At 73.8% G+C, this 14,158-nt stretch carries 14 protein-coding genes; 5 read left to right on the top strand and 9 right to left on the bottom strand.

Translation table 11 applies throughout. The features are described from left to right. Positions 1 to 29: 29 nt before the first annotated feature. Positions 30 to 791: a phosphoglyceromutase gene (locus AB0N63_RS04565; protein WP_365523993.1), complete on the bottom strand. Its 762-nt coding sequence runs from the start codon at positions 789 to 791 to the stop codon at positions 30 to 32. A gap of 229 nt (positions 792 to 1,020) precedes the next feature. On the opposite strand from AB0N63_RS04565, the gene AB0N63_RS04560 reads away from it, so the two are divergent. Continuing rightward, positions 1,021 to 2,412 carry an MFS transporter gene (locus AB0N63_RS04560; protein WP_365523990.1) on the top strand — a complete coding sequence of 464 codons (1,392 nt, stop codon included), beginning with the start codon at positions 1,021 to 1,023 and terminating at the stop codon, positions 2,410 to 2,412. A 226-nt stretch (positions 2,413 to 2,638) separates the two neighbouring features. Here the strand turns inward: AB0N63_RS04560 and AB0N63_RS04555 are convergent, their stop codons facing one another. Further along, complete coding sequence (locus AB0N63_RS04555; protein WP_365523988.1) at positions 2,639 to 3,109, bottom strand: DUF2000 domain-containing protein; 471 nt, start codon at positions 3,107 to 3,109, stop codon at positions 2,639 to 2,641. Here AB0N63_RS04555 and AB0N63_RS04550 point away from each other — a divergent pair. Continuing rightward, a complete protein-coding gene (locus AB0N63_RS04550) occupies positions 3,108 to 3,941 on the top strand; it encodes an AraC family transcriptional regulator (RefSeq protein ID WP_365523986.1) in 834 nt (277 codons plus the stop codon). The genes AB0N63_RS04555 and AB0N63_RS04550 overlap by 2 nt on opposite strands. A gap of 34 nt (positions 3,942 to 3,975) precedes the next feature. Here AB0N63_RS04550 and AB0N63_RS04545 read toward each other — a convergent pair whose 3' ends face one another. Beyond that, positions 3,976 to 4,482: a YbjN domain-containing protein gene (locus AB0N63_RS04545; protein ID WP_365524739.1), complete on the bottom strand. Its 507-nt coding sequence runs from the start codon at positions 4,480 to 4,482 to the stop codon at positions 3,976 to 3,978. 4 nt (positions 4,483 to 4,486) lie between these two features. Next, the gene (gene mshA / locus AB0N63_RS04540; RefSeq protein WP_365523984.1) at positions 4,487 to 5,824 is read right to left on the bottom strand and encodes a D-inositol-3-phosphate glycosyltransferase; all 1,338 of its coding nucleotides are present in this window, start codon (positions 5,822 to 5,824) and stop codon (positions 4,487 to 4,489) included. Positions 5,825 to 6,043: 219 nt separating this feature from the next. Between mshA and AB0N63_RS04535 the strand changes: the two genes are divergently transcribed. From AB0N63_RS04535 to AB0N63_RS04525, 3 genes are all read left to right on the top strand, one after another. Next, complete coding sequence (locus tag AB0N63_RS04535) at positions 6,044 to 6,865, top strand: class I SAM-dependent methyltransferase (protein ID WP_365523982.1); 822 nt, start codon at positions 6,044 to 6,046, stop codon at positions 6,863 to 6,865. A gap of 279 nt (positions 6,866 to 7,144) precedes the next feature. Beyond that, positions 7,145 to 8,290: an NlpC/P60 family protein gene (locus AB0N63_RS04530; RefSeq protein WP_365523980.1), complete on the top strand. Its 1,146-nt coding sequence runs from the start codon at positions 7,145 to 7,147 to the stop codon at positions 8,288 to 8,290. Between the two features lie 250 nt (positions 8,291 to 8,540). Next, positions 8,541 to 9,890 (top strand): fused response regulator/phosphatase, encoded by a 1,350-nt coding sequence (locus AB0N63_RS04525; RefSeq protein WP_365523978.1) that lies wholly within the window; start codon positions 8,541 to 8,543, stop codon positions 9,888 to 9,890. Positions 9,891 to 10,074: 184 nt separating this feature from the next. Here the strand turns inward: AB0N63_RS04525 and AB0N63_RS04520 are convergent, their stop codons facing one another. From AB0N63_RS04520 to AB0N63_RS04500, 5 genes are all read right to left on the bottom strand, one after another. Further along, positions 10,075 to 10,422 (bottom strand): DUF2516 family protein, encoded by a 348-nt coding sequence (locus AB0N63_RS04520; RefSeq protein ID WP_365523975.1) that lies wholly within the window; start codon positions 10,420 to 10,422, stop codon positions 10,075 to 10,077. A 163-nt stretch (positions 10,423 to 10,585) separates the two neighbouring features. Then, entirely contained in the window at positions 10,586 to 11,305 is a 720-nt protein-coding gene (locus tag AB0N63_RS04515; protein WP_365523972.1) for a hypothetical protein, read from the bottom strand. Positions 11,306 to 11,414: 109 nt separating this feature from the next. Then, positions 11,415 to 12,029 carry a helix-turn-helix transcriptional regulator gene (locus AB0N63_RS04510; RefSeq protein ID WP_365523969.1) on the bottom strand — a complete coding sequence of 205 codons (615 nt, stop codon included), beginning with the start codon at positions 12,027 to 12,029 and terminating at the stop codon, positions 11,415 to 11,417. A gap of 313 nt (positions 12,030 to 12,342) precedes the next feature. Next, positions 12,343 to 12,996: an RraA family protein gene (locus AB0N63_RS04505; RefSeq protein ID WP_365523966.1), complete on the bottom strand. Its 654-nt coding sequence runs from the start codon at positions 12,994 to 12,996 to the stop codon at positions 12,343 to 12,345. A 158-nt stretch (positions 12,997 to 13,154) separates the two neighbouring features. Beyond that, on the bottom strand, positions 13,155 to 14,063 hold the full coding sequence (locus AB0N63_RS04500; protein ID WP_365523964.1) for a winged helix-turn-helix domain-containing protein: 909 nt from the start codon (positions 14,061 to 14,063) through the stop codon (positions 13,155 to 13,157). Positions 14,064 to 14,158: the final 95 nt, after the last annotated feature.

Below are 14,158 nucleotides of genomic sequence, written 5' to 3'. Positions count from 1 at the left end.
ACAGGGGGCCTCAGGAAGAGCAGCCGAGGTTACTTCTTCTTGCCCTGGTTCTTGACCGCCTCGATGGCCGCGGCTGCCGCGTCCGGGTCGAGGTAGGTGCCGCCCGGGACCAGGGGGCGGAAGTCGGCGTCGAGTTCGTAGGCGAGGGGGATGCCCGTGGGGATGTTGAGGCCCGCGATGTCGGCGTCCGAGATACCGTCCAGGTGCTTGACCAGGGCGCGCAGGCTGTTGCCGTGGGCGGCGACCAGGACCGTGCGGCCGGTCAGGAGGTCGGGGACGATCGCGTCGAACCAGTACGGGAGCATCCGGACGACGACGTCCTTGAGGCACTCCGTCTGCGGGCGCAGCTCCGGCGGGAGGGTCGCGTAGCGGGGGTCGGAGAACTGGGAGTACTCGGCGTCGCGGTCCAGCGGCGGCGGCGGGGTGTCGTAGGAGCGGCGCCAGAGCATGAACTGCTCCTCGCCGAACTCCGCCAGCGTCTGCGCCTTGTCCTTGCCCTGGAGCGCGCCGTAGTGCCGCTCGTTCAGGCGCCAGCTGCGGTGGACCGGGATCCACAGGCGGTCGGCGGACTCCAGCGCGAGCTGCGCCGTGCGGATCGCGCGCTTCTGGAGGGAGGTGTGGACCACGTCGGGCAGCAGGCCGGCGTCCTTGAGGAGCTCGCCGCCCCGCGTCGCCTCCTTCTCGCCCTTGGCGGTCAGGTTGACGTCCACCCAGCCGGTGAACAGGTTCTTCTCGTTCCACTCGCTCTCGCCGTGGCGGAGGAGGATCAGCTTGTACGGTGCGTCGGCCATGTCTCCGAGCCTAATCCACGCATACGGCGCGCCGCCCGTGTGCCCGGTGGGCGGACGCCCCCGCGGCCGCCGGCTGAGGTCCGGTGCAGCACAGACGGGCGTCCCCTCCCGCCCCCGTTGCGGCCGCGACCTCGACGGTTGACGGGATCTGTTAATTGGGTGGCCTCCGCGGAGCGTCCACTCGTAAGTTGTGCTCGTCGCCGCAGCCGCTTACATCCGGGGGTCCTCCATGTCCGTCTCCGCGCTCAGACGTGCCGCTCGCGAGACGGTCTCCGGCCTGCCCCGCGCGTTCTGGTGGCTGTGGACCAGCACCCTCGTCAACCGGCTCGGCGCCTTCGTCGCCACCTTCATGGCGCTGTACCTGACCCTGGACCGCGGCTACTCCGCCTCCTACGCCGGTCTCGTCGCCTCCCTGCACGGTCTCGGCGGCGTGATCTCCTCCCTCGGCGGCGGCGTGATGGCCGACCGGCTCGGGCGGCGGCCCACCCTCCTCGTCGCGCAGGCCTCCACGGCCGTCTTCGTCGCGCTCCTCGGCTTCGTGCACGACCCCGTCTCCATCGCCGCCGTCGCCTTCCTCGTCGGCATGGCCTCCAACGCCTCCCGGCCCGCCGTGCAGGCGATGATGGCCGACATCGTGCGTCCCGAGGACCGGGTGCGGGCCTTCTCGCTCAACTACTGGGCGATCAACCTCGGCTTCGCGGTCTCCTCCATGGCGGCCGGTTTCATCGCCGAGTTCAGCTACCGCGCCGGTTTCCTCATCGAGGCCGGGATGACCATGGCCTGCGCCCTCGTCGTCTTCCTCAAGCTGCCCGAGTCCCGGCCGGACAAGGCGCACGGGAGCGGCGCTCCGGGCGACGGCGCGGGCGACCGGGTCGGGCTCGGCACCGTGCTGCGCGACCGGCGGTTCATGGCCGTCGTCGGGCTGTCCTTCCTGGTCGCCCTCGTCTTCCAGCAGGGGTCGGTCGGTCTGCCGGTCGCGATGGGCCGGGCCGGGTTCACACCCGCCGACTACGGCTTCGCCGTCGCCGTCAACGGCGTCCTGATCGTCGCCCTACAGATCCCGGTCACCCGGTTCATCGAGCACCGCGACCCGCGACGGCTGCTCGTCGTCTCCTCGCTGCTCGCCGGGTACGGCTTCGGGCTCACCGCCTTCGCCGGGTCGGTCGCCGTCTTCGCGCTCACCGTGTGCGTGTGGACGATCGGCGAGATGGTGAACGCTCCGACGCAGACCGGGCTCGTCGTGCGTCTCTCTCCCGCTCAGGGACGCGGCCGCTACCAGGGGGTCTACACCCTGTCCTGGTCGCTGGCCGCGCTCGTCGCTCCGCTGATGTCCGGGGCGGTCATCGACCGGCTGGGCGCGGTGTGGCTGTGGGGGATGTGCGCGGTCGTCGGGACGGCGGCCGGCGTCGGTTACGGGGTGCTGATGCGGCGGCTGCCCGCGGAGGGGGCGGCTGACGCCAGCGGCGTCGAGGAGGCTGCGGCGCCGACCACCGGGGCGCCCTCCGCTGCGGCGCCGACCACCGGGGCGCCCTCCGCTGCGGCGCCGACCACCGGGGCGCCCTCCGCTGCGGCGGCCGCCGCGCCCGGACTCGCCCGCGCCGCCGAGGCCGACGCGGTCTGAGCCGACGGGTCTGAGCCGGTCCGGGTGGGGGCCGGGGGCCGGGTGGGGGCCGGGGGCCCGGGGGTCGGGTGGGCCGGGGCGGGTGTCTCGCCCCCGCCGCCCCTGCCCTTCCCGTCCCCGGGGCCTTCGCCCCAGACCCCCTTGTGCGCAGTTCCCCGCGCCCCTCAATGCGCCCCCGCCTCGCCCCGTTTGGGCAGTTCCCCCCGCCCCTGCATGCGCCCCCGCCTCACGGGTGCATCCGTGCCCCCTTCAGTACCTTGTCCACCGCGTTCCGCGGGCCGTACACCGCCAGGCCCACCAGATCAAGGTCGGCGGTCGGGACCGCCGCCACCGCCGCGCGGTTGTCCGTGTCGTTGCCCGTCGCGAAGAGGTCGGAGGTGAAGACGGCGCGCGGGAGGGCGCGCGCGAGCGCGCGTCCGTGCGCCGCCGTCAGCGTCTCCTTGGCGCCCTCGAAGACCAGCACCGGCTGGCGGAACATCGGCAGGTACGGCACCTCGTCGGCGTCCGCGTACGGCTCCCCGATCACCTCGGGGACCGTCGTGCCGAGGCCGCTGACCAGGAAGGCGGTGACGTTCAGGCGCTGCCAGGACTCCAGGTCCTCGCGCAGCAGTACGGCGATCTTCGTGTCGAAACGCATGTCAGGCATGCCGGAAGCCTCGCGGACGGCCCGCGGCGTGGTCTTGTACGTTCTTTGCATGGCCGCCCAGTCCGCCGCCCGGCCCGCTTGGCCGTCCCGGGGCGGCATCTCGAGCAGCGTCTCCGCCTGGCGCCCGCGCGTTCCGGGCGTGGTGGAGGTCTTCCACGCGCAGTTCACCGGCTACGCCTATCCGATGCACGTCCACGACGCCTGGACGCTGCTGATCGTGGACGACGGGGCCGTACGGTACGACCTGGACCGGCACGAGCACGGCACCCCCCTCGACACGGTGACCCTGCTGCCGCCGCACGTGCCGCACAACGGCTCCCCGGCCACCCCGCACGGTTTCCGCAAGCGGGTGCTGTACCTGGACTCCAGCCGGCTGGGCGAGGACCTCATCGGGGCGGCCGTGGACGGGCCCGGGCTGCGGGACCCGGTGCTGCGACGGCGGGTGGCGCAGTTGCACACCGCGCTCGCGCTGCCCGGCGAGGAGCTGGAGGCGGACAGCAGGCTGACGCTGGTCGGCGAGCGGCTGCGCGCCCGTCTTCGGCCTCGGGGCGCGCCGGAGGTCCCGCGGCCGGACCCCGGTGTGGCCCGGCGGCTGCGGGAGCTGCTGGACGAGCGGGTGCCGCAGGGCCTCACCCTCGACGAGGCGGCGGCTGCCGTGCACGCCCATCCGGCGCATCTGGTGAGGGCGTTCAGCGGGGCGTACGGCATCGCGCCGCACCAGTACCTGCTGTCCCGGCGGGTCGAGCGGGCCCGGCGGCTGCTCCTGGCCGGGATGCCGCCGGCCGAGGTGGCCACGGCGACCGGCTTCTACGACCAGGCCCATCTGACCCGGCACTTCCGGAAGTTGGTCGGGGTCACTCCCGGCCGTTACCGCGCCCGCTGACCGGGCGGAGGACGGCGACGGGGCGAAATCCCCGTCACTCCCCCCGGCGTTCCGTCAGGTGCGCGAACGCCTCCAGGTTCCGCGTCGACTCCCCGCGCGAGACCCGCCACGCGTACTCGCGGCGGATCGCGGAGGCGAAGCCCAGCTCCAGCAGGGTGTTGAAGCTGCCGTCGGCGGCTTCGAGGACCTGGCCGAGGAGGCGGTCCACCTCGTCGGCGGTGACCGCGGCCAGCGGCAGACGGCCGGTGACGTAGACGTCGCCGAGGTGGTCGACGGCGTAACCGACGCCGTACAGCTTGAGGTTGCGCTCCAGGAGCCAGCGGTGGACGCCCGCCTCGTTCTCGTCGGGGTGGCGGATGACGAAGGCGTTCAGGGACAGGGAGTGGCGGCCGACGATCATCTGGAGGGTGGTCGACAGCTTGCGGGTGCCGGGGAGTTTGACGACGTAGGTGCCCGGCTCGGGGCTCTCCCACTCCACTTCGGCGTCCTTCAGCGCGGCCTCGATGACCTGTGCCGCCCGCTGCTGCTCGCTTTCGCCCATCGCCTTACCCATGGGGGGAGCGTACGCGACGGCGGTGGGCGTGCAGGGCGGCCGTGTAGACGTCGGCGGTGGCGGCGGCCGAGGAGTCCCAGCCGAAGGACCGCGCGTGCCGGGCGGCGGCGGCGCCCATGCGGTCGGCGAGGTGCGGCGTGTCGGCGAAGTCGCGCAGCACGCGCGCGTAGGCGGCCGGGTCGTGGCCCTGGACGAGGAATCCGGTCTCGCCGTCGCGCACCGCGACCGGCAGGCCGCCGACCGCGGCGGCGAGCACGGGGGTGCCGGCGGCCTGCGCCTCGATGGCGACCAGGCCGAAGGACTCGCTGTAGGACGGCATGACCAGCACGGACGCGGCCCGGAACCAGTCGGCGAGCTGGTCCTGCCCGACGGGCGGGCGGAACCGCACGACGTCGGCAATGCCGAGCCGGGCCGCCAGCTTCTGGAGGCCCTCCGGTTTGGCGAGGCCGCTGCCGCTGGGGCCGCCGACTATCGGGACGACGATGCGCGAGCGCAGGTCGGGGCGTTCGTCGAGGAGGACGCCCACGGCCCGCAGCAGGACGTCGGGGGCCTTGAGCGGCTGGATGCGGCCGGCGAACAGGGGGATCAGGGCGTCCTCGGGCAGGCCGAGGCGGGCGCGGGCGGCGGCGCGGCCGTCGCCGGGGCGGAAGCGGGTGAGGTTGACGCCGGGGTGGACGACGGCGACCTTGGCGGGGTCGGCGGCGTAGTGCCGGACCAGTTCCTCGGCCTCCTCGTCGGTGTTGGCGATCAGCCGGTCGGCGGCGGCGACGATCTGGGTCTCGCCGATGACGCGGGCGGCCGGTTCGGGGGTGTCGCCCTCGGCCAGGCTGGCGTTCTTGACCTTGGCCATGGTGTGCATGGCGTGCACCAGGGGGACGCCCCAGCGCTGGGCGGCGAGCCAGCCGACGTGGCCGGAGAGCCAGTAGTGGGAGTGGACGAGGTCGTAGTAGCCGGGGCGGTGACCGGCCCATGCCTGCATGACGCCGTGGGTGAAGGCGCACAGCTGGGCCGGCAGGTCCTCCTTGGCCAGGCCCTCGTACGGGCCGGCGTCCACGTGCCGGACCAGGACGCCGGGGACGAGTTCGACGGCGGGCGGCAGGCCGCCGGCGGTGGCACGGGTGAAGATCTCCACCTCGACGCCCTGCGCGGCCAGCCGCTGGGCCAGCTCCACGATGTAGACGTTCATGCCGCCGGCGTCGCCCGTGCCCGGCTGGTGCAGGGGTGAGGTGTGCACGGACAGCATGGCGACGCGCCGGGGGCGACGGTACAGCCGCAGCCGCGCGGGAGCCGACGCGGAGCGACGCCCGAGCCTGCTGACGTACTGGCTCACGTGGCGTTCCTCTCTGCTGCTGTCGCGGACATGCCGGACAGGGGTCGCGGCGCGCCCTTCGGGGGCAACGCCGGACGGGCCCGCTTCCATCCCAACGCCGGCACTTTTGCCGAATCATTACCGAGAGTCGGTCAACCGTTCGATACTGGGGTGCGTGCCGGCCTCGGGGCGGCCACACGCCGTACGTCCTGCACCGAGTGCCCCCATACCCTCGTATCCATGACATCCCGCGCAGCGACCCGCGCCACAGGCCCCGTGGGAACGGTGACGCGCGGGACGACCAATCCGAACCGACTGCGCCGCATGGACCGCTGGATAGCCGCCGTGCACGGCGCCGAGCTGCGGCGCGCCACCGATCCCGTGGCCGTCGACCTCGGCTACGGCGCCGCCCCCTGGACGGCCGTGGAACTGCTGCACCGGCTGCGCACCGTGGCGTCACGCGCGCGCGTGGTGGGCGTCGAGATCGAGCCGGCCCGGGTCGCGGCCGCCCTGCCGTACCAGCGCGACGGACTGGTCTTCCGGCACGGCGGCTTCGAGGTGCCGGTCACGCCGCGCCCGCACCTCATCCGCGCGGCGAACGTGCTGCGCCAGTACGACGAGGCCGAGGTCGCCGGCGTCTGGGAGCGGCTGTGCGCGCGGCTCGCCCCGGCGGACGGGCTGTCGCGCGGCGGGCTGCTGGTGGAGGGCACCTGCGACGAGATCGGGCGGCGGCACGTGTGGGTCGCGCTCGGCCCGGAGGGCCCCCGCACGGTCACCTTCGCCACCCGCCTCGGCTCCCTGCACCGGCCCTCCGACCTCGCCGAACGCCTCCCGAAGGCGCTCATCCACCGCAACGTCCCCGGCGAGCCGGTGCACGCCTTCCTGCGCGACTTCGACCGCGCCTGGGCCGCCGCCGCGCCCTACGCCTCCTACGGCGCCCGGCAGCGCTGGATGCGCGCGGTGCGCGGTCTGACGGCCGACTGGCCGGTGACGGACGGGCCGAAGCGCTGGCGGCAGGGCGAAGTGACGGTGGCGTGGGGGGCGTTGGCGCCGCGCGGCTGAAGGGCGCGGCACACGACCGAAGGGGGCGCGGGCCGCGGTGAGACGGGCCGGACGCGCGCTCCCGGCGTCGGCGGGCCACGTCTCGCTGTGGCCCTGACTGCGGGGAACGATCTCCGTGCGCCCTTCGTCACACAGGCGGGAGATCGTCACGGGTGGGGCGCGGGTGGGGCTTTGGCGGACCCGGATCGTGACGGCCTCTGTCGTTTTGCGCGGCGGCATGGCACGATCCCCCAGACGCGGTTAAGTTACTGACGGTAAATCAGCTTTGGGGGCTGGGGTATGGGACGGGGCAGGCGCACTGTGCTCGCGGCGGCCGTGACCGTGGTCTGCGCGGTCACCTTGCTGGGGGCGCCGGGTACGGCGTTCGCGAGCGTGCGACCCGACCCGGCGCCGACGTCCACCGCGCCGGCCTCGCCGTCCGGTTCACCCTCCCCCTCCCCCTCGGTCACACTCCCGCCGGACAAGGACCTGGAAGCGGTCCGGACGAAACTGGACGATCTGTACCACGACGCCGCCGTCGCCACCGACGCCTACAACGCGGCCGAGGAGAAGACGAAGAAGCAGTCCGCCGAGATCGCCGATCTGAACGAGAAGATCGCCGCCGGGCAGCGCGAGCTCGACGGTCTCAAGGACCGCGCCGGCGCGGCGGCCCGCGACCAGTACCGCACCGGCGGGCTGCCGCCCCAGGTGCAGTTCATGCTCAGCGGCGACCCGCAGCAGTTCCTCGACAGCGCCGGACTGGTGATCCAGGGGCAGCGGGCCACCAGCGGCCTGATCGACGACATGACCCGCACCCAGCAGGACCTGCGGCAGTACGCCGACGACGCCGCCGAGCGCCTGAAGGACCTGGAGGCCAACCGCAAGGCCAAGGCCGCCGCGCAGAAACGCGTCCAGGAGCGGATCGAGGAGGCGGAGAAGCTCCAGGACACGCTGGAGAAGCGGCAGCGGGAGCGGCTGGCGCAGCTGGAGAAGGAGGCCGCGGCGCAGGCGCAGACGGCCTGGCTGGGCACCGGCGTCCTCAAGGACGTCAGCGGCGAGGCGACCGAGGCGGGCGCGAAGGCGGTGGGGTTCGCCACCGCGCAGATCGGCAAACCCTACGAGTGGGGCGCGGAGGGGCCGAAGACGTTCGACTGCTCCGGGCTGACCTCGCAGGCCTGGGCGGCGGCGGGGCGGCCCATCCCGCGCACCTCGCAGGAGCAGTGGAAGCAGTTGCCGCACGTGGCCGTGCAGGACATGCGCCCCGGCGATCTGATCATCTACTTCGGCGACGCCAGCCATGTCGCGATGTACGTCGGCGACGGCAGGATCGTGCACGCCCCGCGCCCCGGTCGCACGGTGACCCTCGCGGGCGCGGGCGAGATGCCGATCCTGGGCGTGGTGCGGCCGGACGCGGAGACGGGTTCCGGGAAGCCGGCCACCCGGTGACCTGGACCATGTGACGCACCGCACCCGAGCCCCCCGCCGCACCAGGGGGCGGCGTGAGCTACGTCATCCCCCGGCCCCGGTCGCGCTGTCCAACTCCGGTAGGGATCGCGGCATATGACAGAGGCCGCGGCGGGAGCGACGTGCCTCACACCATTCCGCTGCGGCGCCGACTACCGCTATGGTCCCCGTCGGTGGGGCGAGGTCCCTCGTACCCACCACGCCCTCGGGGGGAGGGAAGGAACCCAGGACGATGCCCGTGCCCGTACCCCGGCAGCGAGCGATCCCGGCCGCGGAGAGCGGCCAGGCGCAGACCGTGTCCCACGGCGCCGCCGGCCCCGCCGCGGCACCGGCCCCGCACGGGGAAGCCACGAAGGACACCACGGTAGAGAAGGACAGCCGCTCCGGCGGCCACCATGCCCACGGCAGCGCACCGCTGACCCTGCTGCTGATCGAGGACGATCCCGGCGGCTCGCCGATCGTGCCCGAACTGATCGACTCCTCCGGCAAGCCCATCCGTATCCGCACCGCCCGCAACCTCACCGAGGCCGGGCGGCTGCTCACCGACGACGTCCACTGCATCCTGCTCGACCTCGCGCTGCCCGCGCCGGGCCGGGCGGGCGGGGCGGACGACGAGCTGGCCGTGCTCAAGCAGGTGCTGGAACTCGCGCCCCGGCACGCCGTCCTCGCGCTCACCGCCTCCGGCGACGCCGAGCGCGGCGCCGAGGCGGTACGGGTGGGTGCGCAGGACTACCTCCTGCGCGACGAGCTGGACGGGCCGCTGCTGAGCCGGGCCATCCGGTACGCGGTGGAGCGCAAGCGGTCCGACAGCGCCGAGCGCAGGCTCGCCGAGGGCAAGCTGCGGGCGCAGGAGAACCGCCGGCTGGAGCGCGGGCTGCTGCCGACGCCGCTGCTGGACGGCGCGGCGCTGCGCTTCGCCGCCCGCTACCGCCCCGGCCGCTCCCGCGCGCTGCTAGGCGGCGACTTCTACGACGCCGTGCGCACCCCCGACGGCACCGTGCACGCCATGATCGGCGACGTCTGCGGGCACGGTCCCGACGAGGCGGCGCTCGGCGTGGAGCTGCGGATCGCCTGGCGGGCGCTGACGCTCGCGGGGCTGTGCGGGGACGAGCTGCTGAACACGTTGCAGCAGGTGCTGGAGCACGAACGCGCCGACGACGAGATCTTCGCGACGCTGTGCACGGTGGACATCGCGCCCGACGGGCGCCGCGCCGGACTGTGCCTGGCCGGTCACCCCGCCCCGCTGGTCATCACGCCGGGCCGGCCCGCCCGGCTGCTGCCGTACGAGAACAACGGACCCGCCCTCGGTCTGCTGCCCGGAGCGCGCTGGCCCCGGACCCAGGTGGAGCTGGGCGCCGAGTGGAGCCTGATGCTCTACACCGACGGCCTGATCGAGGGCCGCAGCGGCGTGGACGGCGAACGGCTCGGCCAGGACGGGATGCTGGAGATGGTCCGCCGCCAGCTGGACCAGGGCCTGCGCGGCGAGGAACTGCTACGGGAGGCGGTGAACGAGGCCCGCGAACTCAACGGCGGCGACCTCACCGACGACGTGGCGGTGGTCCTCCTGGACCGGCAGCCGTAGCGGGACGCGAAGCCGGCACCGGACCGGAAGCCGGCACCGGGCCGGGGCACGCCGCCGGTCACCGTATCGGGGCGCGCCGCCGAGGCATCGCGACCCGGCGGTCGTCCAAGCGGTCGCCACGGCGGTGACCGGCTCGCCGCCGGGCGGCTCGGGTCGCCGCCGTCACCGCCCGTGCGCGGAGTGCTCAGCGGCCGCCGTTGTACGGGCCGTACGGGCCGTCGCTGCTGCTGCCGCCTCTGCGGCCCCAGCGGCTGCCGCCGCCGGAGACCTGCTTGAGCGCGGGCCGTACGTCCACGATGTAGACGATGCTCGCGACCGCGCCGATGGCCGGCAGGATGCCGATGATCGAGAACAGATAGCTCACGAGCAGCGCCAGCGCCAGGATGACCAGCCAGAACACCTTGTTCTGCTTGTCCGCCGCGCGGAAGGCGTCCTCGCGCCGGAACGCCGCGTCGAACAGCCCGAACGCGGCCAGGGCCATGAGGACGATCTTGATGATCCCCAGGAAGCCCGCGAAGCCCAACATCAGCATGCCGTCCACCGCCCGTTCTCTCCGACTCGTCCCGTCACCGTACCCGTAGAACGGGCCGGGCACCCCGAGGGTGCCCGGCCCGCACACCTGTCGCCCGTACGGGTGACGCGCCCCGCCCGCCGCCGGGGAGACGCAGCCCCCGCGGCCGGGCCGGGACCGGTGACTACTTGGCGGGCGGGGTGGTCTTCTTCCCGGCCGGGGCCACGTTCTTGCGCGGGGTCGGGGCCTTCTTGGCCTCCGGAGCGGTCGCGGCCTTCTTCGCCGTCGGGGCGGTGGCGGCCTTGACCTCGGTGACCTTGGCCGCGGCCGCCCTGGACTCCTCCGCCTTGACCGGCTGGACCGGCGCGGCGGCCGCGGGGCGCGGCTTCGGCTCGCGCTCGGGCTCGACCGCGACGGCGAGTTCCTCCACGCCCTCGGCGATGTCCTCGATGCCCTCGGCGGCCTGGCCGCGCCAGGTCCGCACGGCCTGCTCACCCTGCTCGGCGAGCTTGTCGTAGGTCTCGCGGGCCTTGACGGCGTACTCGGCGGCGACGCCGACGCCGCGCAGGGCGAGGTCCTGGGCGGTCTCGCCGAGCTTCTTCAGGTCGGCGTCGAAGTTGGTGCCGAACTTCTTCAGGTCGGTGTCGAGGGAGTTCAGGAAGCCGGTGACCCGGGTCTGGACGGTCTCCTGCGTCTCCTTGACGCGTGCGGTGGCCCGCTCCTGGACGGCCTTCGGGTCGGTGTTGCGCACGGCGTCGATCCGCGCGGGGGCCTCGGCGCGCAGCTGCTCCACCAGGGCGGGCACCTTCCTGGCCTGGCGCAGGGCCAGGTCCGCGGTGCCGGCGGCGAAGTAGAGCGGCTTGGGGTCGCTGAGGGTCTTGCGCAGGTCGTCGGTGATGGCCATGGTGTTGATCCTCCCGGATCGCTTTCGGCTGAGGGTTGTGGTCTGCGTGGTGCGCCGCGGTGGTCCGCCCGGCCGCCGCACCGGCCGCCTCGGCGGGCCGGCCGGCGGATCAGCCGGCCGCCTCCCGCGGCCCGGCGCCGCCGCCGGATCTGGGGGCCTGGCGCCCGGCGCCGGCCCCGGAACGGCCGCCGTCCGGGTCGGGAACGGCGGCGGGGCGTATGACGCCGCCGGGACCGTCGCCGTCGCTCTCGATGTGCACGTCGTCCGCGTCGTCGCCGGTGGCGCCGCCGCCACCGCCGGCGACGGTGCCGGGGCCGCCGGAAGGGGCCGCGCCCGTCCCGCCCGCGCCGTCGCCGCGGGCGGCCTTGCCGGCCCCGAACCCGTTCTCCTTGCGGAAGGACTCGTAGACCTGGAGGAGCACCTGCTTCTGCCCCTCGGTGAGCGTGGGGTCGGCGAGGATGACGGCGCGCGTCTCCACCTCGTCCCGGTCCCGCTCGGCGTCGAGGATGCCGGCCCGTACGTACAGCGTCTCGGCGGAGATCCGCAGCGCCTTGGCGACCTGCTGGAGCACCTCCGCGCTCGGCTTGCGCAGCCCGCGCTCGATCTGGCTCAGATACGGGTTGGACACCCCGGCGGCGTCGGCGAGCTGCCGCAGCGACAGCTGCGCGTTGCGCCGCTGCTCGCGCAGGTACTCACCGAGATTGCCGACATTGAGCGATGCCATGCCTCCACCATGCACCCACCCCGCTAACAATTGCAAGCACACCGCTTGCAACAGCGCGCGCCGCCCCTGGGGCGCGACCCGGAACCGTCCGCCCTGCCTCGGCCTTCCCGGCGGGGAAAGCCGCGGCATCGGTCGGACCGGGCGGAGCGCCCGGGGTGAGGGGGGCGGGTAGCGGGTTGCTGAGCATCGGGGCGTTCGCCGAGGCGTCCCGGCTGTCGCCCGAGGCGCTGCGGCTGTCGCCGCGCGTCCGGCGCCCCGGCCGACGTCGGCTGTGCGGTCGCCGACGTCGTGGCGGCACAGGGGCGTCGAGGCCTCAGGCCCCGGTCTCGTAGCCGGCCTCGTGCAGGAGGGCGTCGATGCGGGCTCGGTGGGAGGTCTCCCAGTCGTCCAGGGTCTGGGTGGCCTCCTTGGCGAGCCGGGCGCGGGCGGCGGTGAGGATCTCCTCGGCGCGGGCGGCCGGGACCGTGACGACGCCCTCCTCGTCGGCGACCACGACATCGCCCGCCTCGACCTCGACCCCGCCGCAGCGCACCCGCTCGTTCAGCGGGGTCACGACCGACTTGGCGCCCGGGACGGGGATGATCCCGCGGGCGAAGACGGGGAAGCCGGCGTCCCGCACCTCGCCGAGGTCGCGGATCAGCCCGTCGGCGACGAACGCGGCCACGCCCCGGCGCTGCGCCACCGCGCACACGTTGCCGCCGGCCAGCGCGTGGTCGAGGTCGCCGGACTCCACCACGATCACCGAACCGGGGGCGGCCCGGTGGATGGCGGCGTGCAGCATCAGGTTGTCGCCGGGCGGGCACCGCACCGTGAACGCCGGTCCGGCCACGCGCGGCACCGGCCCCCACAGCGGGCGGATGCCGATGTCCATGACGTGGGCGCGACCCAGCAGATCGGCGAGGGTCGTGGTGGGGACGTCCCGGAAGCCGCTGACGGCGGGGCCGGTTCCCGTACTCGAAGTGATCACGTCCGCGACCCTAGTGCGGTGAAATCCCGTTGCTCCAGGACCGCTCGCGCCACTACCGTTCCGGCCGGACGACGGCTACGAGGACCTGCGGCCACCAGGCCCCCGCCGCCACCAGGACCTGTGGACGCCGGACGGCGACCACGGGGCCGTGACCGCGGCTACGCGAACGACAGCTCCGTCGTGATGGTGTCCCACAGGGCGTCGAACCACTTCTGCGACTCGGCGACGAACACGGCGTCGCGGCGGCCGGCGCTGCGGACGAAGGAGAACAGCAGGGACTTGGAGCCCAGTGCGTCGAACATGTCCAGCACCTCCTCGCCCCAGCCCTCCTCCCGCCGGGTGAGCGTGTAGTAACCCAGCAGCGCCTCGTCGCCGTTGAGCAGGTAGAGCTTGACCGGCGGGGTGAAGGGCAGCGCGCGGAAGGTGACGCGGACGTCGATGCCGTGGGTGGAGCGCAGGGACATGAGGTTGTGCCGCAGCACCTGCGCCTGCGCGTTGCGCATCTGGAGCCAGCGCCGGTGGATCGCGGTGTCCTCCTCCCCGTCGCCCGTGACGGAGACGGGGAAGGCGAGGGAGATGTCCCGGGACGGGACGAGGACGCGCACCTCGATGCCCTCGGGACGCAGCCGGCCCTCGTGGATCAGCCGCATCGGCTCGCTCAGCGCCACCATCAGCGTCTCCGCCGTGTGGCACACCACGTCGATGCGCACCCGCCGATCCGCGAACGCGTCCGTCAGCCGCGGGGCGAGGCCCACCAGGGCCGGCTGGGGCTCCTCGCGCACGGGGGCGGCCTCGGCGATCCTCGGGGGGCTGCCCTTGCTGACGTTGCTGAGCAGCCCGTCGTCCTGGAGCGCCCGCAGGGCCTGGCGGACGGCGCCCCGCTCCACCCCGAACTCGTCGGCGAGTTCGGCCTGGGTGGGCAGCCGGTCGCCCGGTTTGAGGTCGCCCGAGCGGATCCGCTCGCGCAGGGTCTCGGCGATCTCCTGGGCCGAGGGGCTGCGCCGGCTTCCGTTCACCGCCGTGTGCTCCTGCGCGGTCTCCTGCGCGTTCTCCTGGGTCACGACCAAAACGCTACAACTTTGATCCATCTCACGGCAGTTGTTTGGGAGTTGTTTAGGACTGGCAGCCAAGTGGGGACAACTTCAGCAGAGTTGGTTACCAA

The sequence above is a fragment of the Streptomyces sp. NPDC093260 genome (genome assembly GCF_040683715.1).
Taxonomy (GTDB): Bacteria; Actinomycetota; Actinomycetes; order Streptomycetales; family Streptomycetaceae; genus Streptomyces; species Streptomyces sennicomposti.
The sequence above is the reverse complement of the archived record's forward strand: the minus strand, read 5'-3'. Positions and strand labels throughout refer to the sequence as shown.